This is a genomic window from Flocculibacter collagenilyticus, assembly GCF_016469335.1.
Taxonomy (GTDB): domain Bacteria; phylum Pseudomonadota; class Gammaproteobacteria; order Enterobacterales; family Alteromonadaceae; genus Flocculibacter; species Flocculibacter collagenilyticus.
The window spans coordinates 1,445,561-1,469,276 of sequence record NZ_CP059888.1; the positions used below are offsets into that span (position 1 = coordinate 1,445,561).

Sequence of the window (23,716 nt, forward strand, 5' to 3'; positions counted from 1 at the left end):
AAATACCGCCACTTTTCTACAAGAATTCTTATAACTTAAAACACATCATTTCATTCGATAATAATGATTGTGTTTCTGTGTGTTGGAGTCAAAATGCCATCTCGTAAAGAAAATGCAAATGCAATACGTGCACTAAGTATGGACGCTGTTCAAAAAGCAAAATCAGGCCACCCAGGCGCCCCAATGGGGATGGCTGATATAGCCGAAGTACTGTGGCGTGATTATATGCACCACAATCCTACTAATCCAAATTGGGCTGATCGTGACCGTTTTGTACTATCAAATGGTCATGGTTCAATGTTGATTTATTCGCTTTTGCATTTAACGGGATATGATCTTCCAATTGAAGAGCTTAAGAACTTCCGTCAATTACATTCAAAAACACCAGGCCACCCTGAATATGGTTATGCACCAGGTATTGAAACCACCACAGGTCCATTAGGCCAAGGCATCACCAATGCGGTAGGTATGGCTATTGCTGAAAAAGCACTTGCTGCACAGTTTAACCGTCCTAATTTTGATATTGTTGACCATTTCACTTATGTATTTTTAGGTGATGGTTGTTTGATGGAAGGGATTTCACATGAAGCTTGTTCACTAGCGGGTACGCTAGGGTTAGGCAAATTAGTTGCATTCTGGGACGACAATGGCATTTCAATTGACGGTGAAGTAGAAGGCTGGTTTAGTGATGACACTCCTGCACGCTTTGAATCTTACCAATGGCACGTAATTCGTGATGTAGATGGCCATGATTCTGATGCAGTAAAAGCTGCTATTGAAGAAGCGCGTTTAGTGACGGACAAACCAACGTTAATCTGTACTAAAACAGTAATTGGCTATGGCTCGCCTAATAAGTCAGGCAGCCACGATTGTCATGGCGCACCACTAGGTGATGAAGAAATTAAAGCAGCACGTGAATTTTTAGGCTGGAACCATGCGCCGTTTGAAGTGCCAGCAGACGTTTATGCTGATTGGGATGCGAAAGAAGCAGGGCAAACGGCTGAAGCTAAGTGGAATGATTTATTCGCACAGTATGCTGAAGCGCACCCAGAATTAGCGTCAGAGTTTAAGCGCAGAACCAGTGGTGAATTACCTGAAAACTGGGCAGAAGAGTCTCAAGCGTACGTTGAAAAACTCCAAGCGAATCCTGAAAAAATTGCGACGCGTAAAGCATCGCAAAACTGTTTAAATGCATTTGGCCCGTTATTACCAGAGTTTATGGGCGGTTCTGCTGACTTAGCTGGTTCTAACTTAACCCTTTGGGACGGCGCGAAAGGGTTAACTAAAGAAGATGCAGACGGCAACTACATATTTTACGGTGTACGTGAATTTGGTATGTCTGCCATGATGAATGGTATTGCGCTTCACGGCGGGTTTGTTCCTTACGGTGCAACATTCTTGATGTTTATGGAATACGCGCGTAACGCAGTGAGAATGGCTGCGCTTATGAAGCAACGCGCTATTTTTGTATACACCCACGACTCAATCGGTTTAGGTGAAGACGGCCCTACACACCAAGCTGTAGAGCAAGTGGCTGCATTACGTGTAACGCCAAACCTAGATAACTGGAGACCGTGTGATCCAGTTGAATCAGCAGTGGCTTGGAAATCTGCGATTGAACGTACAGATGGTCCTACAACGCTTATCTTTACTAGACAAGCACTACCGCAGCAAGAACGTACAGCTGAGCAAGTAGAAAATATTAAGCGTGGTGGTTACATTTTAAGTGATGATGAAAATCCACAATTAATTTTGATTGCAACAGGCTCAGAAGTGCATTTAGCGATGGAAGCGGCTGCAATCCTTCGTGAACAAGATAAACGCGTTCGTGTGGTATCAATGCCTTCAACAGATGTGTTTGATGCGCAGGACGCTGAGTATAAAGAAAGTGTACTACCTTCAAATATTACTGCTAGGGTTGCAGTTGAAGCTCTTATTGAAGATTACTGGTACAAATATGTTGGTTTAAATGGTGCGATTGTAGGTATGTCTACTTTCGGTGAGTCAGCACCAGCTGGAGAGCTATTTGAGTTCTTTGGTATTACTACTGAAAATGTGGTGAAGAAATCACTCGCACTACTTTAACAGTCAATCAGGCGGCAATATTGTCGCCTGTTTTTTATCAACGCTATGTTAAACAGTATTAGACTTTTTGAATGCCTATAAATATTGCCATTAATGGCTTTGGTCGTATTGGCCGAAATATTGTAAGAGCACTATATGAGAGTGGTCAGAATGATCAGTTTCGTGTTGTTGCTATTAATGAGCTTGCGGAACCAGAAGGGATTGCGCACTTATTAAAATACGATACCTCTCATGGGCGGTTCGCCTTTTCAGTTGAACTTGAACATAACAACTTAATTGTTGCAGGTGACTCAATTCCATTATTAGCCCATCAAGATTTATCCGCTTTACCGTGGGATAAGTATGATGTTGATGTTGTGCTTGAATGCACAGGTGTTTATCACAGTCGTGAGCACGCAGAGCAGCATATTGCCAATGGCGCTAAAAAAGTACTGTTTTCGCAACCTGCGGATAACGATGTAGACGCAACTATTATTTTTGGTATTAACGATCAAGAATTAACGAAAGCGGATCGCATTATTTCTAACGGCTCATGTACAACTAACTGTATTGTTCCAGTTATTAAAGCCTTAGATGATGTTTTCGGTGTGCAAAGCGGCACAATTACTACTATTCATGCCTCCATGCATGATCAACAAGTGATTGATGCCTATCATCCAGATTTAAGAAGAACCCGAGCAGCAAGTCAGTCTATCATTCCTGTGGATACCAAATTAGCGCGCGGAATAGAGCGTATTATGCCTAAATTCGCTGGCCGCTTTGAGGCAATCTCGGTACGTGTGCCCACTGTTAACGTGACAGCAATGGACTTGAGTGTTTCACTTCAATCTGATGCAAGCATTGAAAAAGTGAATGACGCAATTAAACAAGCGCAAAATCAACGCTTAGAAGGCATTCTAGGTTACACCGAAGAGCCATTGGTGTCGGTTGACTTTAATCATGATCCACACTCTGCCATTGTTGATGGTACGCAAACGCGAGTGAGCCATAAACATTTAGCTAAATTATTAGTGTGGTGTGATAACGAATGGGGCTTTGCCAATAGAATGTTAGACACCACAATGGCGATTATGAAGGTGCACAATTCATAACGACCAAAACAAAGCGTGATAAAAGGCGTAATAAAAAGCGCAAATAATAAAAAATTAAACCCTATAAAATTATATAACTCAAAGGAATAATCATGACCGTAATTAAGATGACTGACTTAGATTTATCAGGCAAGCGCGTTTTAATTAGAGAAGATTTAAATGTGCCAATTAAGGACGGCAAAGTAACCTCAGATGCACGTATTCGTGCGGCATTACCTTCAATTCAACATGCCCTAGATGCAGGTGCAATTGTGATGGTGATGTCTCATTTAGGTCGTCCAACAGAGGGTGAATTTGAACAAGCATTTTCATTACAACCTGTGGTTGATTATTTAGCGTCTGCGTTAGATGTGCCAGTATCATTGCAAAGTGATTACTTAGACGGAATTGCTGATGCAAAAGCGGGTGAATTAGTAGTACTAGAAAATGTGCGCTTTAATGCTGGTGAAAAGAAAAATGATGATCAGCTAGCAAAACAATATGCACAATTGTGTGATGTATTTGTAATGGATGCATTTGGCACTGCTCATCGTGCTCAAGCTTCAACTCATGGTGTTGCAAAATATGCCGATGTAGCCTGTGCTGGCCCGTTATTAGCAGCCGAATTAGATGCGTTATCAAAAGCTTTGGCGAACCCTAAACGCCCACTTGTAGCAATTGTGGGTGGCTCAAAAGTGTCTACTAAGCTAACGGTGTTAGAATCACTTTCTAGTAAAGTAGATCAGCTTGTTGTTGGTGGCGGTATTGCAAATACATTTATTGCTGCGGCAGGTCATGATGTGGGTAAATCACTTTATGAAGCTGATTTAGTTTCAGACGCAACGCGCTTAACTCAGGCTGCACAAGCAAATAATGGTGAAATTCCAGTACCAACTGACGTTGTTACCGGTAAAGAGTTCTCAGAAACGACTGCGGCAAGTATTAAGCCTGTTTCACATATTGAAAGTGACGACATGGTATTTGATATTGGTCCAGAGTCGGCTAACTACTTGGCAGAGATTTTAAAGTCTGCTGGCACAATTGTGTGGAATGGTCCGGTGGGCGTATTTGAGTTTGACCAGTTTGGTGAGGGCACCAAAACTATTGCTAATGCAATAGCCCAAAGCGATGCATTCTCTATTGCTGGTGGCGGTGACACATTAGCTGCCATCGATAAGTACAATTTAGCTGACCGGATATCATATATATCGACTGGCGGCGGTGCGTTTTTAGAGTTTTTAGAAGGTAAAACATTACCTGCGGTTGCTATACTCGAAGAGCGCGCAGCGAAATAATTTACTTGGGTAAGCACCTAGGTAATAAGAAGTTAAGAACAATTTATTTTAAGCGCATATTTGCGCGCAAATATTATTAAGATACTTTTACCCTACATTTAAAGTATCAACATTAAAACAACTAGGAGTTGCAACAATGGCATTAATTTCAATGCGTCAAATGCTAGACCATGCTGCTGAGCATGGCTACGGGATCCCTGCTTTTAACGTTAATAATTTAGAGCAAATGCGTGCCATTATGCAGGCGGCAGACGAAACTGATAGCCCTGTAATTGTTCAGGCGTCAGCAGGTGCAAGAAAATATGCTGGAGCCCCATTCTTACGTCATTTAATTTTAGCGGCAACTGAAGAGTTTCCACATATTCCAGTAGTAATGCATCAAGATCATGGTACATCACCAGCTGTTTGCCAACGCTCAATTCAATTAGGCTTTTCATCTGTAATGATGGACGGCTCGTTAATGGAAGATGGTAAAACACCATCATCGTACGAGTACAATGTTGATGTAACCCGCAGAACAGTTGAAATGGCGCATGCGTGTGGTGTTTCTGTAGAAGGCGAGCTTGGTTGTTTGGGGTCATTAGAAACGGGTCAAGCAGGTGAAGAAGACGGAATAGGTGCTGAAGGTACATTAAGCCAAGAGCAAATGTTAACTGATCCTGAAGAAGCGAAAGATTTTGTAGAAAAAACAGGTGTTGATGCCTTAGCAATTGCATGTGGTACATCGCATGGTGCGTATAAATTTACTCGCCCACCAACAGGCGATATTCTTGCTATTGATAGAATTAAGGCGATTCATGAAAGTATTCCAAATACGCATTTAGTGATGCATGGTTCATCTTCAGTACCACAAGACTGGTTAAAAATTATTAATCAATTTGGTGGCGAAATCCCTGAAACGTATGGTGTACCGGTTGAGCAAATTCAAGAAGGTATCAAGCATGGTGTACGTAAAGTAAATATTGATACTGATTTACGTTTAGCTTCTACAGGTGCTATCCGCCGCTTCTTAGCTGAAAATCCAAGCGAGTTTGATCCACGTAAATATTTATCAGCAGCCACTACAGCAATGTACGAAATTGTTAAAGCACGCTATGAGTCATTTGGTACTAGCGGTAATGCGTCTAAAATTAAACCAATTTCACTAGAAAAAATGGTTAGCTTTTATAAGTAAATTACAAGTATGCGCTTGTCATTACTACATATAATAGAAGTGAAAAAAACCAGCACATTATGTGCTGGTTTTTTTATGGCTTGCATACGGCAAAGAACAATTAAAAAGAGGCGCAGCTAAAAAATTAGTAAGCAAAATAGCTGCGCCCCGGGCAATTTTTTGTTGTCTACCTGAAACTCTGATTGATTTGACGACAATGCATCAGCATGTCTGCGCTATAGAGTGGCTGTTGGTCACTGTATGAGTATGAATAGGTCCGTTGCTGATTGGCACTGTTTGCTTATTAAGTGCGTAAAATGCGCAGCTTGACGCGTTTGTTAGGTGATTTAATTCGTTGAGCATGTCTGTGGTAAACACATCCATCCAAGTGACAACTGCGCTACAAGTACCATATTTAAGTGCATTACGGATCACGTCTAATTTGTTGGTTATTTGCTTTTCGTGAATAACTAATACATGCTCAAAGTTCACGCTACAGCTGTTTAATAGCTGTTTACTAGGCACATGCTCAGGAGCTATCAATAGTGTCCATTTTTTAGAGTGAGCGTGCTTTTTTACTATTTTGATCAGTTCGAATGTAGCGGATAGCTCATCTTCAACTTTAATGAGTTGGACTACATTGTTTGTTGCTATGCCATTCGATAACGAATGCTGATTATTTTCACAGTTGATATTACAGTTGTTATTATTGTTATGTTCTACAACGTTCATAAATAGCTCCAGTTGAAACACTGTTTAAAAATACAGTATATATACAGTAGTTCATACAGTTGTTGTGTGCAAGCTATTTTTTACTGTTTCGCTGCTCTTAATTCAAAAAGCTTCGGTGAATTCTCCAACTATAAAACCCCCTAGTCTGGTATAAATCTCAATTCTTCAGCCATAATTGTTGGCTTTATATATTTGTGATTGATGATTAGGTATTGTTTGAATTCGCAATGCTGGCCGACTGCTCTATGTCCTGACTCGGCAATACTCGCAACTAACTATGCTGTGGATTGGCATCCTTTTATTAGAAAAAGGCATAGACATCGTTAATTAAATCAACTAATTTTTCACGCTAGCCCTCGTCCTAATAGTTTTTAGTTGTACGATCAACTAACGTTTAGTTAAATTTTCACCCTGAATTAGGGGTAATTAAAAAGGAAGTTCTTATGGAGCCAGCAGTAGGGAATTCAAAATCATTGTGGAAGCTTTTGTCGCCACATAAGCCATCTAAAAAATCATTTATTCTACTTGGCCTGTTAGTCATTATTGCTACATCATTCGAGTTAGTTTTACCTTTGTACTCGAGCTACCTAGTTGACTCAATCAGTAGTGAAGGCATTGAAACCAGCATCATTTTAGGCTTAGTTGCTATTGTGCTTATTGCTGCTTGTTTTGAAGCTATATTAGGCTGGTTTGGTGGCCGATTAGGGCATCAAATTAGTTTTCGCTTACGTTTTAGTCTTATAGGGCGACTATTGCACACGCAAAGCCAAAGTTTAGACTTTGAGCATAGTGCAGAATTAGGTGCGCGTGTTGTTAATGACTCTAAAGAAGTTAAAAATGTTTTGGCCGAAGATTTAGTGGGGCTGCTAAGTGGACTAATATCACTGTTTGCAGTTATTGCCATTATGTTTACTTTAGATTGGCGACTGACTTTAGTATTAGTATGCTGTGTGTTCGCAGGGTTCATTATTATTACGCCTATCGCTTTAATGATGAATAATATTGGTCAAAAGACTCAGGCAGCGGAAGCTAATTTACTTAAATATACAACGGAATGGTTACGCTACAGCAAGCTAATTAAGTCTCATAACGCTAGTAGTCAGTTACATAAACAGTCAAATGAGTTATTAAATGAGTGTTTTCACCAAGAAATGCGGGCTACAAAAATACTGTCAATTATTGGGCCAATTGCCAATTTAGTATTGATGATAAGCATGATTGCCATTTTAGCTTTTTCAGCCTACTGGCTAAAACAAGGCTCGATGACGTTAGGTACTATTACTGCTTTTTTGCTTTATTTATTTGGACTCACGTTTCCACTTATGGCCATGGCGATGTTCTTTAGTAACTTAAATAAAGCGATGGGTGCGGCGAGCCGTTTGTCAGAGATTAGCCAAATGCCAGTTGAGAGTAATAATGCACCGGAATTACTTCACGATGTTTTAGAACTCGCCTTGAAAGATCTCACTTTTGTTAGAGATGACAAATATATTTTAAAAGACATTAGTTACCAGTTTACTTCTTCGGGCTTATCGGTAGTGCTAGGAGAAAGTGGCAGTGGTAAGAGTACATTGCTTAACCAGTTTTTAGGGTTTTATCCAGAAACTTATAATAATGTTTTAATTAATGGCAAAACATTGAGTGAATATAATCTTCATTCAGTTCGCCAAGCCATTGCTTGGGTTGATCAAGAGCCAAAGCTATTACATGCCAGCATTCGTCAAAACTTAACGTTGGGTTTGTCAGAAAACATTAGTGATGAAGAAATGCTAGAAATCTTAATGTCTGTTGGCTTACAGGCATGGCTGGATAGGATTGATCATAATTTAGATCAAGTGATTTCTGAGCAAGCTCATCAATTTTCTGGAGGAGAAAAGCAGCGCTTTGCCATTGCTAGAGCTATGCTACGCCAAGCTAAAGTATTATTACTGGATGAGCCAACCTCGGCTTTAGACAGTAAAAATAAAAGCGAGCTAATGGTATTACTGCGTCAAATAGCACGTAAAATGCGTGTGATTATGATTAGCCATCATCGAGAGCTCATTCACCCAGATGATGACATTCTTGAAATAAAAGACGGTGTTATTGTGAACGCAGGCGCTAATTAAGCCAGCTTTAACTCATTAGGTAGTTACAATATAAAAGCATTGATGAACTGCGAGCGGTACTGGCCAAATGTGTGCAAGGAAATTAGTTATAACCTTGCAAAAAATTGTGGATCTGTTCATACCGCTCAGCAGCTAATTTACTGGCTGAATTTATTTCCAATGATGTTAGTTTTTTTTCTAGCTGACTTTTCGCGGCTAACGCCTCTTGGTTATCCTGTGAAGCGGCTAGGGTTAACCATGAATATGAATGGTAAATACTTTTAGGTAAACCTTCACCTTTTAAAAACATAATGCCCAGATAAAACTGTGCTTTTACGTGACCTTTCATTGCGGCTTTACGCATCCACTTAGCGGCTTTATGAAACATTTCGTTTTTATAGTGATGGATAGCGGTGGCAAATTCTTTACTAGGATCGTTGGCGCTAACTTGCACATTATAGGTATTAATGGGGGCTGAAATTAACGCTGTTAGCTTCTCCATATTATCAATAAGCAATGTTTCAATTTCAGCTAGCGTCATTTCTTCAATATTATTAACACTTGTTGGCGTGGTAACGTTATTTTCATTGGTTTGTGGCAAATTCGCTTGTCGGGCGCTGATATTGCTATTCACTGAGTGGGTAAAGTTGACTAACGCGTTCAGTAGGCGGCCTGTTTGATCAGTGTGATTTGAATCGTCAAGCGACGTAGGCGAATCGGGCGCATTATCTTCTATTGGCGCAAGTTCATTTTCATCGTCTAACTGTTGGGCTGGCTGTTCACTTTCAGTAGCTTCTTTTTCGCTTTCTTCCACCGTTAAAAGCATATCCTCAGCAGGGGCTTCGTCCTCGGGTGCTGCTAACATTGCTTCAGCCGTATCATCTTCAAGCGTTAACTCGTTTTCTACAGGTTCTTCTATCGCGTCTATGAGTGACTTTTCAGCGGGTTCATCAGAAAGGGGAGCTTCGGTATCGGCATTGGCAAGACTCTCTTGTAGAGTATCTTCGAGGTCTTCATTCATCTCTGCTTTTGCGTCTGTTTCAATTTCTTCATCTAGCATGAGTGCTTCAGAAGCAGCCTCGTCTTCAGTTTCCAGCATCATTTCAAGCATTTCATCTTCATTCTGAAAAGGCGCTTGCTCGTCATCTAATAACAGATCATCTGTCTCGACTTGATTTTCATGCGACTCTTCATCGGTGATTTGTTGCTTGTCAGACATATTTGCTTTGAACCCTTATTAAATAACCTATTAACGACTAAGGCATAAAACACGCCTTAATGATTATATCTGTAATGTGAATATAAGCTTTAGATTTATTTTAGTTTATTTATGTTGGGAGTGCTTAGTGGCAAATAATAAAAGGAGCGAGATGCTCCTTTTATTAGAAATAGGTAGGAATACTACTTAAGGCTAGCTTATAGCTTCATTTCAGGAATATCACCTTCAACAACAAGCTTACCTGCTGTTTTTTCTTTAATTTCGTCCACCGATACACCTGGAGCGCGTTCTTTTAATACAAATGCGCCATCTTTTACTTCTAGCACGGCTAAATCGGTAATAATGCGGGTTATACAGTTAACGCCTGTTAATGGTAGCGTGCATTCAGGTAATAGTTTTGATACGCCATGCTTGTTAGCATGCGTCATAGTAACAATAATATTTTCAGCACCTGCAACTAAGTCCATTGCACCGCCCATACCTTTTACTAATTTACCCGGGATCATGTAAGAAGCGATGTTACCTTGTTGATCAACTTCAAATGCTCCTAATACGGTAATATCAACATGACCGCCACGGATCATCGCAAAGCTTTCAGCAGAATCGAAAATGGATGCGCCCGTAATAGCAGTCACTGTTTCTTTGCCTGCGTTTATCATGTCTGCATCTACTTGGTCTTCAGTTGGGTATGGCCCCATGCCTAATAAACCATTTTCTGATTGCAGCATCACTTCAATATCATCAGGTACGTAGTTCGCTGCAAGAGTAGGGATACCAATACCTAGGTTTACGTAGTCACCGTCATTGAACTCTTGGGCGACTCGCATTGCGATTTGTTCTCTTGATAATGCCATGGTTAATTCCCTTATTTAGCTAAAACAGTACGTTCAATACGTTTTTCGAACGTGCCTTGAATAACGCGATCTACGTAGATGCCAGGTGTATGAATTTGACTCGGTTCTAATTCACCAGGCTCAACAATTTCTTCAACTTCAACAACGGTAATTTTGCCTGCTGTGGCGGCAAGTGGATTAAAGTTTTTTGAAGTATGGCGATAAATACAGTTTCCATAGCGGTCTGCTTTCCACGCTTTAACAATTGCAAAGTCGCCCGTGATGCTTTCTTCCATAATGTAATTACGGCCATCGAACTCTCTTACTTCTTTGCCTTCGCCAACAGGAGTGCCGTAGCCAGTTGCTGTGAAGAATGCAGGAATACCAGCACCACCAGCACGCATTTTTTCTGCTAATGTGCCTTGAGGAGTAAGTTCAACTTCCAAATCACCTTCAAGTAATTGTTTTTCAAATAGTGCATTTTCGCCAACATAAGACGACACCATTTTTTTTACTTGTTTATCTTCTAACAAAACACCTAAGCCAAAACCGTCTACGCCACAATTGTTAGAAACGATGGTTAAACCTTTTGTGCCCACTTTCTTTATTTGAGCAATAAGACCTTCTGGAATACCACATAAGCCAAACCCGCCCGCAATAATTGTCATATTGTCGTTCAGACCTGCCATGGCTTCATCATAGCTAGTTACTACCTTGTCGAAACCTGCCATTTGCTAATCCCCTTTAATTGAATTAAGAGATGGACGAATAGATTACTCGTCCAATTTTTTATTATTCTTGCGCTGCTCTTAACGCAGCAGATACTTTTGAACTTGGTGCACGATTCAGCGTGTCGCTAATATGCCAGCCCGCTTTAGCCAGTTTCGTTAAATCTATACCTGACTTAATGCCTAGCCCATTTAGCATGTACACAACATCTTCTGTTGCAACATTACCTGAGGCGCCTTTAGCGTAAGGACAGCCGCCTAAACCTGCTACGGCACTATCAACGGTATTAACCCCCATTTGTAATGCAGCGTAAATATTTGCTAATGCTTGGCCATAAGTATCGTGAAAATGTACGGCTAATTTTTCTACTGGTACTTGTTTAGCTACCTCAGCAATCATCGCTTTGGCTTTATCTGGCGTGCCTACACCTATGGTATCGCCCAGCGAAATTTCATAACAGCCCATATCAAACAGTTTTTTAGCAACACGTGCAACTTGCTGTATATCAATGTCGCCTTCGTACGGGCAGCCCAGTACGCACGACACATAACCACGCACTTTTACACCTTTGGCCAACGCTTTTTCTACAACAGGAGCAAAACGTTCAAAACTTTCTTCAATGGAGCAATTGATGTTTTTTTGGCTGAACGCTTCTGAGGCAGCACCAAAAATGGCTACCTCTTTAACGCCTGATGCTAACGCGGCTTCTAACCCTTTTAGGTTTGGAGTTAATGCAGCGTAGGTTATATGTTCTTGTTGCGTGATCCCGGCAAATACTTCGGTTGTCGTTCCCATCTGTGGCACCCATTTAGGAGACACATAAGCGCCCGTTTCAATATAGGTTACCCCCGCATCAGCAAGGTTGTGTACAAGTGCTATTTTATGTTCTGCGTCAACGGGCTGTTTTTCATTTTGTAGGCCGTCTCGTGGGCCCACTTCAACAATATTAACCGTGGCTGGTAGCTTTTCATTAGTCTTTTCAGATAATTGTAATGACATGTAATAGCTCCGGTCTATTTGTTTGCTTGTTCAGTTGCAGCGATTGAAAGTAATTCTGCACCGTCTGCGACCAAATCACCGTCAGTGAAATACACTTCTTCTACCTTGCCATCGCTTGGAGCAGTGATGGTGTATTCCATTTTCATGGCTTCCATAATGACGAGGTTTTGACCTGCTTTTACTTCATCACCTTGTTTAACAAGCACAGAAACAATAGTACCGTTCATTGGGGCTGTAAGACCGCCTTGCCCAGCATTATCTTCAACAACAATTTCACTACTTAGTGTATTGGTGAATGTAACAATGTTTTGCTTATTAAACACGGTAATTTGATTATCTTTCTCGGCAATAAGTACATTCATATTGTGACCACCTATTGTTGCTTTTAGGTGGTCATCATCTAGCGTGCCTGTTGCAGTAATGTCGGTACCGTCAACGGTGATCACAAATTGTGTGCCGACTTGTTCAACAGCAATGAAGTGTTCAACATTATGTTCATCCGTTAATTGAATTTTATACTGTTGATTTTCATTCATTCGCCAGCCAGTAAAGCCATGCCACGGAGAGTAAGGGTCGAATGAGTCGTTTGCAGAATCTCGATTACATTTCGCTTGGTTTAGCAGTAAATATAATACGGCCATCACTAGTGCTTGGGTATCGGCTTGTTTTGCTGGCGCGTGCAGTGTGTCTTTATGTTTTTCAATAAAGTTAGTGTCTAACTCAACATCTTTAAATGAAGGATGTTCAAGTAAGCTAGACAAAAAGTGTAGATTAGTTTTAACTCCAGAAATACGGTAGTCGTCTAATGCCCTAAGCATACGCTGTAAGGCGCGATCACGGTTTTCATCCCAAACAATTAGCTTTGCTATCATTGGGTCATAAAAGGCAGACACTTCGTCATTCTCACGTACACCTGTATCAACACGTACGTGCTGACTTTGTTCAGGCTGGCGGAGATAGTTTAATTTACCAGTTGCAGGTAAGAAGTCGTTTTCAGGATCTTCAGCATACACGCGTACTTCAAATGCATGGCCTTCAATCGTGACCTCGTCTTGAGTCAAAGGTAATGTTTCACCAGAGGCAACAAGTAGCTGCCATTTTACAAGGTCTTGTCCTGTGATCATTTCAGTAACAGGGTGTTCAACCTGAAGTCGGGTATTCATTTCCATGAAGTAAAATGAACCGTCTTCGTCATACAAAAATTCAACGGTTCCCGCACCTTGGTAGTTAATAGCTTGCGCTGCGCGCACTGCAGCTTCACCCATTGCCGTTCTGATCTCTTGAGATAACCCCGGCGCTGGTGCTTCTTCAATCACTTTTTGATGACGACGCTGTATTGAACAGTCACGCTCCGCAAGGTAAATGCCATTACCATGGTTGTCACAAAATACTTGTATTTCAACATGGCGAGGTTTGGTTAGGTATTTTTCCATTAACATGGTGTCGTTACCAAAACCATTAATAGCTTCGCGTTTCGCAGAAGCCAGTGCATCATCAAACTCGCTTTCTTGCCATACAACTCGCATGCCTTTACCGCCACCACCAAATGCAGCTTTTAATAACATTGGGTAACCAATGTTATTGGCTTCTTGCTTTAAAAAAGCAGGGTCTTGGTTGTCACCGTGATAACCAGGCACTAAAGGCACATTGGCTTTGCTCATAATGTCTTTCGCTGCGCTTTTAGAGCCCATCGCTTCAATGGCTGGAACTGGCGGACCAATAAATACAATATTATTGTCGGCACATGCTTTAGCAAACTCTGGGTTTTCCGACATAAAGCCATAACCAGGGTGAACGGCTTCTGCGCCAGATTTTTTTGCTACTTCTAAAATTTTATCAGCACGTAAGTACGAATCTTTACTTGGGGCAGGGCCAATATGGAATGCTTCATCTGCCATTGCAACGTGCATTGAATTTGCGTCTGCATCTGAATAAACGGCTACACAGCGAATGCCAAGTTTATGAGCCGTTTCTATAACGCGACAAGCAATTTCACCACGGTTTGCGATTAATATTTTTTTAAACATAATTCTCTCCTGCAATATTGCTTGTTATTGCGCTTGCCAAGCTGGTTGACGTTTTTCTAAGAAAGCGGTTAAACCTTCTTGGCCTTCATCAGATGTACGTATTGATGCAATACGTTCGCTGGTATCATCAATCAGTGTGCTATTAATTGTTTGGTGTGCAACATCAAATGCCAGTTGTTTTGCTGCTTTAACTGCTGCTGGACTGTTGTTTAACAGCGTGTTGATCATTTGTTCGGTTGCATTATCCAATTCTTCTGGTGCCACTACTTCGCTGACTAACCCTAATGATTGCGCAGTATTGGCAAAGAAACGTTCAGCAGTCATAAAGTAGCGTCTTGAAGCACGTAAGCCAATTGCATCAACCACGTAAGGACTGATAGTAGCGGGAATTAAGCCAATTTTTACTTCGCTTAAGCAAAAGCTCGCTTTTTCGCTGGCAATGGCTAAATCGCAACATGATACAAGCCCTACAGCACCGCCAAATGCAGCACCTTGCACTTTTGCTATGGTTGGCATTGGCATAAAATTAAGTACTCGTAACATTTCTGCTAGCGCTTGGGCGTCTTTGTAGTTTTCTTCATACGAGTAACTGGCCATGCGCTTCATCCAAGCTAAATCAGCGCCAGCGCTAAAGCTTTTTCCTGTAGATGCTAATACCATTACGCGAGCATTAGGGTTGTTAGCAACTTGATTAAAAGCGGCGGTTAACTCTGCAATGACGCTATCATCAAATGCGTTATGTTTGTCGGGTCTGTTCAGTGTAACCGTGGCAACGCCTGAATTGGTAATATCTACCGTAACTGTGTTTTCAGTGTGTAGAGGTGTATTCATAATCAGTGAATTTCCTTTGCCTAATGGCGTAATTACATTCTGAACACACCAAACTTGGTGTCTTCAATTGGCGCATTTAACGAGGCTGATAACGCTAAGCCAACCACCATACGAGTTTGAGCTGGATCAATAATGCCGTCATCCCATAATCGACCTGAAGCATAATAAGGGTGACCCTGTTCTTCATATTGCTCAGTAATAGGTTGCTTAAATGCAGCTTCCTCTTCTGCGGTCCATGTTTGTCCTTTTCTGGCCATGCCGTCTTTCGTAACCTGTGCCATGACGCCTGCCGCTTGTTCACCACCCATTACTGAAATGCGCGAGTTAGGCCACATCCACATCATCGTTGGGTCGTAAGCTCTACCACACATACCATAGTTACCAGCACCGTAAGAGCCACCAATGAGTACAGTAAATTTAGGTACTTTGGCACAAGATACTGCGGTAACCATTTTGGCACCGTGTTTGGCGATACCTTCGGCTTCATACTTTTTACCAACCATGAAACCGGTAATATTTTGTAAGAAAAGCAAAGGAATTTTGCGCTGAGAGCATAACTCAATAAAGTGTGCGCCTTTTTGTGCTGATTCAGAAAATAATATGCCATTATTCGCCACGATGCCGACAGGGTAGCCAAAAATGCGAGCAAATCCACAAACCAGTGTCGACCCGTAGAATTGTTTAAATTCATCAAAATCTGAGTCATCAACAATACGTGCAATAACTTCTTTTACATCAAACGGCTTTTTAAGATCAGTACCAACAATGCCGTAAATTTCTTTCGGATCGTATGCTGGTTCTTTAGGCGCTTTAATGTCTAAATCTACTTTTTTGCTTTTGTTTAAACGAGAAACAGCTTGTCTGGCAATTTGCAGTGCATGTTCGTCGTTTAAGGCGTAGTGATCGGCAACACCAGACGTTTTACAGTGCACATCTGCACCGCCGAGCTCTTCTGCTGATACTTCTTCACCTGTGGCTGCTTTTACTAATGGTGGCCCGGCAAGAAAAATAGTGCCTTGTTCTTTCACGATGATGCTTTCGTCTGCCATTGCAGGGACATAAGCACCGCCTGCTGTGCATAACCCCATTACAACTGCAATTTGAGGAATACCTTTAGCAGACATGTTAGCTTGGTTGAAGAAAATGCGACCGAAGTGCAGTTTATCTGGGAATACTTCATCTTGACGAGGCAAGTTTGCACCACCAGAGTCTACAAGGTAAATACAAGGAAGGTGGCAGCGTTCGGCAATTTCTTGTGCGCGAAGATGCTTTTTCACAGTAAGCGGATAGTAAGTGCCTCCTTTAACGGTGGCGTCGTTTGCAATAATCATACATTCTATGCCGCTTACACGGCCAATGCCTGCTACGACACCTGCTGCGGGCACATAATCTTCATAACACTCAAAGCCAGCAAATTGACCAATTTCAAGAAATGCTGAACCTACATCGAGTAGTTTTTCGATGCGGTCACGTACAAATAATTTGCCACGAGATTCATGACGCTGTTTAAGCTTTTCGCCACCGCCAAGTTTAATTGTTTCTAGCTTTGTAAGTACGTCGTCTACAATGGCTTGCATTTCATTCGCATTATGTTCGAAGTCTTGGCTGCGAGTATTAATTTTACTTACTATCTTCGCCATGTGATTTTCCTTGGTAATTCGGGTATATCCCGACAATTTTTTATATTTTTTATACCCTTGAAGACATGCGTAATGTGATAAGTCGTTCTGGGTATAGTTACCAAAAAGTCGGACATTCGTCCGACCTTATCGTTACTGTATTTCTAGCTTTATAAGCTCATTGATGCACTTAGTTTGACTCGTTGAATAACTCACGGCCAATTAGCATTCGACGAATTTCTGACGTGCCAGCACCAATTTCGTATAACTTAGCGTCGCGTAATAAACGGCCAGTAGGGAATTCGTTGATATAACCGTTGCCGCCAAGTAATTGAATTGCGTCAAGTGCCATTTTAGTTGCTAATTCAGCTGAATATAGAATAGCACCCGCTGCATCTTTACGTGTTGTTTCACCGCGATCACAGGCTTGAGCAACTAAGTAAACATAAGACTTGGCAGCATTCATTTGTGTATACATGTCGGCCACTTTGCCTTGAACTAGCTGGAATTGACCAATTGACTGGCCAAACTGTTGGCGGTCGTGAATGTAAGGCACAACGCTATCCATACAAGCGTCCATAATACCTAGTGGGCCACCAGACAAGACAACGCGCTCGTAGTCTAGGCCTGACATAAGTACACGAACGCCTTTGCCAACTTCACCTAGCACGTTTTCTTCAGGGATTTCACAATCTTCAAATACTAGCTCACAGGTATTCGAGCCGCGCATTCCTAATTTATCAAGTTTTTGATGGCGAGAAAATCCTGGGAAGTCGCGCTCAACAATAAACGCAGTGATGCCTTTAGAGCCAGCATTAACGTCGGTTTTGGCATATATGATGAAGGTGTTTGCATCTGGACCATTAGTGATCCACATTTTGTTACCGTTTAAGATGTAACGATCACCTTTTTTCTCAGCGCGCAATTTCATACTCACTACATCTGAACCCGCATTTGGCTCAGACATAGCAAGTGCGCCAATATGTTCGCCAGAACATAACTTAGGTAAATATTTAAGTTTTTGTTCGTGAGTACCATTTTTGCGTAATTGATTAAGACACAGGTTAGAGTGTGCACCGTAGCTTAAGCCAACTGATGCTGAAGCACGGCTAATTTCTTGCATTGCAATTACATGCTCAATGTAACCTAAACCTGAACCGCCGTATTCTTCTTCAACAGTCATACCTAATAAACCCATGTCACCAAATTTTTGCCATAGCTCATTAGGAAATTCGTTATCAATATCAATTTGTTCTGCACGAGGCGCGATCTCATCGCGAGCAAATGCGTTGACCTGATCACGGATCATGTCGACCGTTTCGCCTAGGTTAAAGTTTAGAGAACTAAATCTTGAGATCATGATAATTTTTCCTCGTTGTTATTCACGTCAATATTCACGTCAAATTCTTCTGAAAGGTTAGTAAGCGACTCTAAACAACGCCGTTCAGCGGTGATTAGCTCCATAAGTACTACTTTAATATCGTCCATTTGTTGATGCAGGCGCTCTTTTTTTTCTTGAATCATCGTTAGCATGGTTTCTAACTGAATTGCGCTACCTTGATCTGCATCGTAGAGTTCGAATAAATTTTTTGTTTCAGCCAACGAAAACCCCAGCCGCTTCCCACGTAATATCAGCTTTAAACGAACACGATCCCGCTTACTATAAATGCGGGTTTGACCACTACGAGAGGGCATTAATAAGCCTTGGTCTTCATAAAAACGAATACTTCGCGTAGTGATGTCAAATTCTTTCGCTAAATCACTGATGGAGAATGTTATCTCTTGTTGGCTTGTCATTTAATCCTTCCTCAAAAACAGGTGCTAAATATAGAGGAAGTTTACGTAAAGGTAAAGCACCTGAAATTGCATTAACAGGCCGGATCAGTGAAAGGCAGTTTAATTTGTTCTATATGTGCTTTAGTACAGATAAACCTTTAATTACATTGACTTACAATATAACTGTCTAGTAAAAATATGTGTAAAGTGATTACCTAGTTTAATCTTACTAAACATATAACTAATTGTTTAATAAGGTAAATGTGTTTTTGACTTGTCTTGTATGTATTTTGCAGTGTTTAAGTTGACGTTGGCGTCAACTTAAAATTTTGTGTATGCTCAGCCCAATTATAAAAATAATTTTTCAAATCAACACGGGGAGAGCACCATGTCTAACCAAGATCCTATCGTTATTGTAAGTGCAAAAAGAACACCTATGGGTGGATTTCAAGGGAGTTTATCATCAGTGCCAGCGCCAGATTTAGGTGCAGTTGCGATTAAAGCAGCAATGGAAAGTGCGGGTGTGAGCGGTAATGATGTTGATGAAGTCATCATGGGATGTGTTTTACCAGCAGGACTAGGCCAAGCGCCAGCACGCCAAGCAGCTTTAAAAGCTGATTTACCTGTATCAGCCGGTGCAACTACTATTAATAAAGTGTGTGGTTCAGGCATGAAAGCGGCAATGTTAGCGAATGACTTAATTACAGCTGGTAGCTTAAATGTTGCTGTAGTTGGCGGGATGGAAAGCATGACGAACGCACCATATATGCTGCCAAATGCTCGCGGTGGCATGCGTATGGGGCATGGAGAAGTAAAAGATCATATGTTCCTTGATGGATTAGAAGATGCATATCAAGGTAAGGCAATGGGATGTTTCGCTCAAGAAACATCTGATAAGTACGAATTCACTCGTGAACAACTAGATGAATATGCGATTCGCTCACTAACTCGCGCTCAAGATGCAATAGAAGCAGGTCGTTTTAACAATGAGGTTGCACCAGTAACCTACTCAACACGACGTGGTGATGTAACGGTTGAAATAGATGAGCAACCGGGTAACGCTAAAATCGATAAAATCCCTTCGCTAAGACCAGCATTCAAAAAAGACGGCACGATTACTGCGGCAAACTCTTCATCGATTAGCGATGGTGCGGCGGCAATGGTGATGATGTCTCTTTCAGAAGCAGAAAAGCGCGGCTTAAAGCCGCTCGCTAAAATTGTTGGGCACGCGACAAACTCTTTACAGCCTGATCAATTTACTGTTGCTCCTGTTGGTGCAATGCAAAAAGTATTAGAAGTGGCAGGTTGGAATGCGCAAGATGTTGACTTGTTTGAAATTAATGAAGCGTTTGCGATGGTAACAATGGCAGCAATGGTTGAATTAGATTTACCTGCTGAAAAAGTAAACGTTAATGGTGGTGCATGTGCACTTGGTCATCCACTTGGTGCATCTGGCGCACGTATCATGGTTACACTTATTCATGCACTTAAAGATAAAGGATTAACCAAGGGTGTTGCATCGTTATGTATTGGCGGTGGTGAAGCAACAGCGGTTGCAATTGAAGTATTATAACGCATTCGCGTTATTTAATTTCTGAGCGCATAACATTTGTTAATGCGCTTTTTGCAATCAAGCTAACTAAGAGTGTTGATCTGTTCGCTATGTTCTATTCTATTCACGAAGTTGGGCATTGCCGACGTCTAATAATTCGATGTCTATTTTGTATAGCGCGTGACTGTAGATGAAGTATTCAACACTGTTTAATGTTTAATCGCTATTCAATTTTTTACTTAGGCGACGTTGCTTTAAGTACAAACGAGTAAGTTGAAATATTATGAATCAAGACAAGTATTCATTAAAAAATAAAGTGCGCGTTGTTACCGCAGCCTCTTTATTTGATGGGCATGACGCAGCCATTAATATTATGCGTCGTATTTTGCAGTCAACGGGTGCAGAAGTTATTCACTTAGGCCATGACCGCAGTGTAGAAGAAGTGGTTAATTGCGCAATTCAAGAAGATGCCAACGCGATTGCAATGACGTCATATCAAGGTGGGCATAACGAGTACTTCAAGTACATGTATGACTTACTAAAAGAACGCGGTTGTGAACATATAAAGATCTTTGGCGGCGGTGGTGGAGTGATCCTGCCAGATGAAATAAAAATGCTGCATGAATACGGTATTACCCGTATTTACTCGCCAGATGATGGCCGCGAGATGGGCTTACAAGGCATGATCAACGACATGCTTGAACGTTGCGACTTTGCTACGGGTGAAAACGTACAAGCCGATGACTTAGATAACATTGCTAAGCGTAACGTAAACTCAATTGCCCGCGTTATTTCTGCTGCTGAAAACGCCCCTGAAAAAAATAAAGCGCTATTAGATGACATTCGTGCACTTGCCGAAAATAATAAAGCACCCGTGTTAGGGATAACGGGTACGGGTGGCGCAGGTAAGTCGTCACTGGTTGACGAGCTTATTCGTCGCTTTTTAATGGATACTGATGATAAAAACATCGCAATTATTTCAGTTGACCCTTCCAAAAGAAAAACGGGCGGCGCGCTATTAGGTGATCGTATTCGTATGAATGCGGTAAATAATGGACGTGTTTATATGCGCTCGTTAGCAACGAGACAATCTAATTTAGCCTTGTCTGCACATGTAAATGATGCACTTAAAGTGTTAAAAGCCGCTAATTTTGACTTAATTATTTTAGAAACATCAGGCATCGGCCAGTCAGACACAGAAATTGAAGAGCACTCAGACACAAGCTTGTATGTAATGACACCAGAATACGGCGCAGCAACGCAATTAGAAAAAATTGACATGCTTGACTTTGCCGACATTATTGCCGTGAACAAGTTTGATAAACGTGGTGCACAAGACGCATTGCGTGATGTGATTAAACAATACAAACGTAATCATGGTTTATTTGAAGCTGGCAACGATGAAGTGCCTGTATTTGGCACGATTGCATCTCAGTTTAACGATCGCGGCATGACTAAGCTGTACAATGCGGTGATTGCAAAAATTGCAGACAAAACAGATATTCAAATATCTAAAGGATTAGACATTGAAGGAACGCTAGAAGATAAAGCGTCTGTGATCCCAGGGAGTCGAAATCGTTACTTGTCTGAAATATCAGAAAATAACCGTAGTTATGATAAATGGGTTGAAGAACAGCGAGACGTTGCGCAAAAGTTATATGGCATTAAGCAAGCACTCGAGGTAGCTAAGTCTTCCAACATTGAATCTTCAGCAGAGTTAGCTAAGCAACTAGAGGCGCTGTATGAACAGCAAGCACTAGAGCTAGATCCGAAAAACATGAAGATTATTGAAGACTGGCCAAGCAAGGTTAAAAAGTACAAAGAGCCTGTATTTACCTTCCAAGTGCGTGGCAAAGATATCAATATTGAAACCCATACGAAATCACTTTCGCAAACTGATATTCCAAAAGTGTCATTGCCTAAATACGAAGCTTGGGGTGATTTACTGAAATGGAATTTACAAGAAAATGTTCCAGGTGAATTTCCTTATACTGCTGGCTTATTTAACTTTAAGCGTGAAGGGGAAGATCCAACGCGAATGTTTGCGGGTGAGGGTGGTCCAGAAAGAACGAACCGTCGTTTCCATTACGTTTCGCTAGGCATGCCTGCAAAGCGTTTATCAACAGCGTTTGATTCAGTCACACTTTATGGAAACGATCCGGGTATTCGTCCTGACATTTACGGAAAAATCGGTAATGCGGGCGTTTCAATTTGTTGCTTAGATGACGCTAAAAAGCTGTATTCTGGTTTTAACTTAGCCGATCCTAAAACATCAGTGTCGATGACCATTAATGGTCCTGCGCCGATTATTCTTGGCTTTTTCTTAAATGCGGCTATTGACCAACAGTGTGAGCTGTATATTAAAGAACAAGGCTTAGAAAAAGACGTTGAAAAGGCCATTGCTAAAATTTACCAGCAAAAAGGCTCGGTTCGCCCTACTTATCAAGGCGACTTGCCAGAAGGTAATGACGGCTTAGGGCTAATGCTGCTAGGTGTAACTGGCGATCAAGTGTTACCAGAAGATGTGTACGCAGACATCAAAGCTCGTACACTAACGCAAGTGCGCGGCACAGTTCAGGCAGACATTTTAAAAGAAGACCAAGCACAAAATACGTGTATTTTCTCTACCGAATTTGCGTTGCGTTTAATGGGCGATGTACAAGAAAACTTCATCGCGAACGGTGTACGTAACTTCTACTCTGTGTCTATTTCTGGTTATCATATTGCGGAAGCAGGTGCGAATCCGATATCGCAGTTAGCGTTTACACTGGCTAATGGCTTTACCTTTGTAGAGTATTATTTAAGCCGTGGTATGGATATTAATGACTTTGGTCCTAATTTATCCTTCTTCTTTTCGAATGGTATTGACCCAGAATATGCGGTTATTGGCCGTGTTGCTCGCCGTATTTGGTCAAAAGCATTGAAAATGAAATATGGTGCGAATAGCCGAGCGCAAATGTTGAAATATCACATTCAAACTAGTGGTCGCTCGTTACATGCGCAAGAAATTGACTTTAACGACATTCGTACTACTTTGCAGGCGTTATACGCAATCTACGACAATTGTAATTCATTGCATACTAATGCGTACGACGAAGCCATAACCACACCAACGGAAGAAAGTGTGCGTCGTGCAATGGCAATTCAATTAATCATTAACCGAGAGTTAGGTTTGGCGAAAAACGAAAACCCAATTCAAGGCGCATTTATTATTGAAGAGCTTACCGACTTAGTTGAAGAAGCAGTATTAACCGAGTTTGATCGTATTACTGAACGTGGCGGTGTACTTGGTGCAATGGAAACCATGTATCAGCGTAGTAAAATACAAGAAGAAAGCTTGTATTATGAACACTTAAAGCATACTGGGGAATTCCCAATTATAGGTGTGAATACCTTCTTAAGTTCAAAAGGCTCTCCTACGGTATTGCCGCAAGAAGTTATCCGCGCAACGACTGAAGAAAAAGATTATCAAATTGAGATGTTAGCCGAGTTACATAACGGTAATGCAGATGAGGTTGCAGTGATGCTGAAAAAAGTACAAGCAACAGCGATTCAACATGGCAATATCTTCGATATGTTAATGGAAGCATGTAAAGTGTGTTCACTGGGTCAAATAGTTAATGCGCTATTTGAAGTGGGCGGACAATATCGCCGTAATATGTAATTTTGTTGATATAAACAAGAATACTTAAGCGCCTTTGGGCGCTTA

Annotated in this window: 17 protein-coding genes; 7 read left to right on the forward strand and 10 right to left on the reverse strand. The window is 41.3% G+C overall.

The features are described from left to right. Positions 1-93 precede the first annotated feature (93 nt). From tkt to fba, 4 genes are all read left to right on the forward strand, one after another. Positions 94-2,085, forward strand: coding sequence for a transketolase (gene tkt / locus HUU81_RS06420; protein ID WP_199611419.1), 1,992 nt, complete (start codon positions 94-96; stop codon positions 2,083-2,085). A gap of 71 nt (positions 2,086-2,156) precedes the next feature. Next, on the forward strand, positions 2,157-3,176 hold the full coding sequence (epd, locus tag HUU81_RS06425) for an erythrose-4-phosphate dehydrogenase (protein ID WP_199611420.1): 1,020 nt from the start codon (positions 2,157-2,159) through the stop codon (positions 3,174-3,176). Between the two features lie 92 nt (positions 3,177-3,268). Then, the gene (locus HUU81_RS06430) at positions 3,269-4,450 is read left to right on the forward strand and encodes a phosphoglycerate kinase (RefSeq protein ID WP_199611421.1); all 1,182 of its coding nucleotides are present in this window, start codon (positions 3,269-3,271) and stop codon (positions 4,448-4,450) included. A 136-nt stretch (positions 4,451-4,586) separates the two neighbouring features. Next, on the forward strand, positions 4,587-5,624 hold the full coding sequence (gene fba, locus HUU81_RS06435; RefSeq protein WP_199611422.1) for a class II fructose-bisphosphate aldolase: 1,038 nt from the start codon (positions 4,587-4,589) through the stop codon (positions 5,622-5,624). A gap of 201 nt (positions 5,625-5,825) precedes the next feature. On the opposite strand, the gene HUU81_RS06440 is transcribed toward fba, so the two are convergent. Then, the gene (locus tag HUU81_RS06440) at positions 5,826-6,335 is read right to left on the reverse strand and encodes a SulA-like leucine-rich domain-containing protein (RefSeq protein ID WP_199611423.1); all 510 of its coding nucleotides are present in this window, start codon (positions 6,333-6,335) and stop codon (positions 5,826-5,828) included. Positions 6,336-6,778: 443 nt separating this feature from the next. On the opposite strand from HUU81_RS06440, the gene HUU81_RS06445 reads away from it, so the two are divergent. Further along, complete coding sequence (locus HUU81_RS06445) at positions 6,779-8,443, forward strand: ABC transporter ATP-binding protein (RefSeq protein ID WP_199611424.1); 1,665 nt, start codon at positions 6,779-6,781, stop codon at positions 8,441-8,443. A gap of 82 nt (positions 8,444-8,525) precedes the next feature. On the opposite strand, the gene HUU81_RS06450 is transcribed toward HUU81_RS06445, so the two are convergent. The 9 genes from HUU81_RS06450 to HUU81_RS06490 form a co-directional block, all read right to left on the reverse strand. Continuing rightward, positions 8,526-9,641: an SEL1-like repeat protein gene (locus tag HUU81_RS06450; protein ID WP_199611425.1), complete on the reverse strand. Its 1,116-nt coding sequence runs from the start codon at positions 9,639-9,641 to the stop codon at positions 8,526-8,528. 197 nt (positions 9,642-9,838) lie between these two features. After that, positions 9,839-10,495, reverse strand: a complete 657-nt coding sequence (locus tag HUU81_RS06455; protein WP_199611426.1) for a CoA transferase subunit B — start codon at positions 10,493-10,495, stop codon at positions 9,839-9,841. Between the two features lie 11 nt (positions 10,496-10,506). Continuing rightward, the gene (locus HUU81_RS06460; protein ID WP_199611427.1) at positions 10,507-11,205 is read right to left on the reverse strand and encodes a CoA transferase subunit A; all 699 of its coding nucleotides are present in this window, start codon (positions 11,203-11,205) and stop codon (positions 10,507-10,509) included. Between the two features lie 61 nt (positions 11,206-11,266). Then, complete coding sequence (locus tag HUU81_RS06465; protein ID WP_199611428.1) at positions 11,267-12,202, reverse strand: hydroxymethylglutaryl-CoA lyase; 936 nt, start codon at positions 12,200-12,202, stop codon at positions 11,267-11,269. A gap of 14 nt (positions 12,203-12,216) precedes the next feature. After that, entirely contained in the window at positions 12,217-14,229 is a 2,013-nt protein-coding gene (locus HUU81_RS06470; RefSeq protein ID WP_199611429.1) for an acetyl-CoA carboxylase biotin carboxylase subunit, read from the reverse strand. 24 nt (positions 14,230-14,253) lie between these two features. Continuing rightward, a complete protein-coding gene (locus HUU81_RS06475) occupies positions 14,254-15,060 on the reverse strand; it encodes an enoyl-CoA hydratase/isomerase family protein (protein ID WP_199611430.1) in 807 nt (268 codons plus the stop codon). Positions 15,061-15,092: 32 nt separating this feature from the next. Then, the gene (locus HUU81_RS06480; RefSeq protein WP_199611431.1) at positions 15,093-16,700 is read right to left on the reverse strand and encodes a carboxyl transferase domain-containing protein; all 1,608 of its coding nucleotides are present in this window, start codon (positions 16,698-16,700) and stop codon (positions 15,093-15,095) included. A gap of 169 nt (positions 16,701-16,869) precedes the next feature. After that, a complete protein-coding gene (locus HUU81_RS06485; RefSeq protein WP_199611432.1) occupies positions 16,870-18,039 on the reverse strand; it encodes an isovaleryl-CoA dehydrogenase in 1,170 nt (389 codons plus the stop codon). Further along, complete coding sequence (locus HUU81_RS06490) at positions 18,036-18,476, reverse strand: MerR family transcriptional regulator (protein ID WP_199611433.1); 441 nt, start codon at positions 18,474-18,476, stop codon at positions 18,036-18,038. The genes HUU81_RS06485 and HUU81_RS06490 overlap by 4 nt, the downstream gene beginning before the upstream one ends. A 367-nt stretch (positions 18,477-18,843) precedes the next feature. On the opposite strand from HUU81_RS06490, the gene HUU81_RS06495 reads away from it, so the two are divergent. Beyond that, positions 18,844-20,028, forward strand: a complete 1,185-nt coding sequence (locus tag HUU81_RS06495; protein WP_199611434.1) for an acetyl-CoA C-acyltransferase — start codon at positions 18,844-18,846, stop codon at positions 20,026-20,028. 262 nt (positions 20,029-20,290) lie between these two features. Then, the gene (locus tag HUU81_RS06500) at positions 20,291-23,671 is read left to right on the forward strand and encodes a methylmalonyl-CoA mutase family protein (RefSeq protein ID WP_199611435.1); all 3,381 of its coding nucleotides are present in this window, start codon (positions 20,291-20,293) and stop codon (positions 23,669-23,671) included. Positions 23,672-23,716 lie beyond the last annotated feature (45 nt).

Excerpts from the sequence above, each read along its gene's own strand:
- tkt (WP_199611419.1), top strand. The coding sequence starts at position 94 with ATGCCATCTCGTAAAGAAAATGCAAATGCAATACGTGCACTAAGTATG.
- epd (WP_199611420.1), top strand. The coding sequence starts at position 2,157 with ATGCCTATAAATATTGCCATTAATGGCTTTGGTCGTATTGGCCGAAAT.
- HUU81_RS06430 (WP_199611421.1), top strand. The coding sequence starts at position 3,269 with ATGACCGTAATTAAGATGACTGACTTAGATTTATCAGGCAAGCGCGTT.
- fba (WP_199611422.1), top strand. The coding sequence starts at position 4,587 with ATGGCATTAATTTCAATGCGTCAAATGCTAGACCATGCTGCTGAGCAT.
- HUU81_RS06440 (WP_199611423.1), bottom strand. The coding sequence starts at position 6,335 with ATGAACGTTGTAGAACATAACAATAATAACAACTGTAATATCAACTGT.
- HUU81_RS06445 (WP_199611424.1), top strand. The coding sequence starts at position 6,779 with ATGGAGCCAGCAGTAGGGAATTCAAAATCATTGTGGAAGCTTTTGTCG.
- HUU81_RS06450 (WP_199611425.1), bottom strand. The coding sequence starts at position 9,641 with ATGTCTGACAAGCAACAAATCACCGATGAAGAGTCGCATGAAAATCAA.
- HUU81_RS06455 (WP_199611426.1), bottom strand. The coding sequence starts at position 10,495 with ATGGCATTATCAAGAGAACAAATCGCAATGCGAGTCGCCCAAGAGTTC.
- HUU81_RS06460 (WP_199611427.1), bottom strand. The coding sequence starts at position 11,205 with ATGGCAGGTTTCGACAAGGTAGTAACTAGCTATGATGAAGCCATGGCA.
- HUU81_RS06465 (WP_199611428.1), bottom strand. The coding sequence starts at position 12,202 with ATGTCATTACAATTATCTGAAAAGACTAATGAAAAGCTACCAGCCACG.
- HUU81_RS06470 (WP_199611429.1), bottom strand. The coding sequence starts at position 14,229 with ATGTTTAAAAAAATATTAATCGCAAACCGTGGTGAAATTGCTTGTCGC.
- HUU81_RS06475 (WP_199611430.1), bottom strand. The coding sequence starts at position 15,060 with ATGAATACACCTCTACACACTGAAAACACAGTTACGGTAGATATTACC.
- HUU81_RS06480 (WP_199611431.1), bottom strand. The coding sequence starts at position 16,700 with ATGGCGAAGATAGTAAGTAAAATTAATACTCGCAGCCAAGACTTCGAA.
- HUU81_RS06485 (WP_199611432.1), bottom strand. The coding sequence starts at position 18,039 with ATGATCTCAAGATTTAGTTCTCTAAACTTTAACCTAGGCGAAACGGTC.
- HUU81_RS06490 (WP_199611433.1), bottom strand. The coding sequence starts at position 18,476 with ATGACAAGCCAACAAGAGATAACATTCTCCATCAGTGATTTAGCGAAA.
- HUU81_RS06495 (WP_199611434.1), top strand. The coding sequence starts at position 18,844 with ATGTCTAACCAAGATCCTATCGTTATTGTAAGTGCAAAAAGAACACCT.
- HUU81_RS06500 (WP_199611435.1), top strand. The coding sequence starts at position 20,291 with ATGAATCAAGACAAGTATTCATTAAAAAATAAAGTGCGCGTTGTTACC.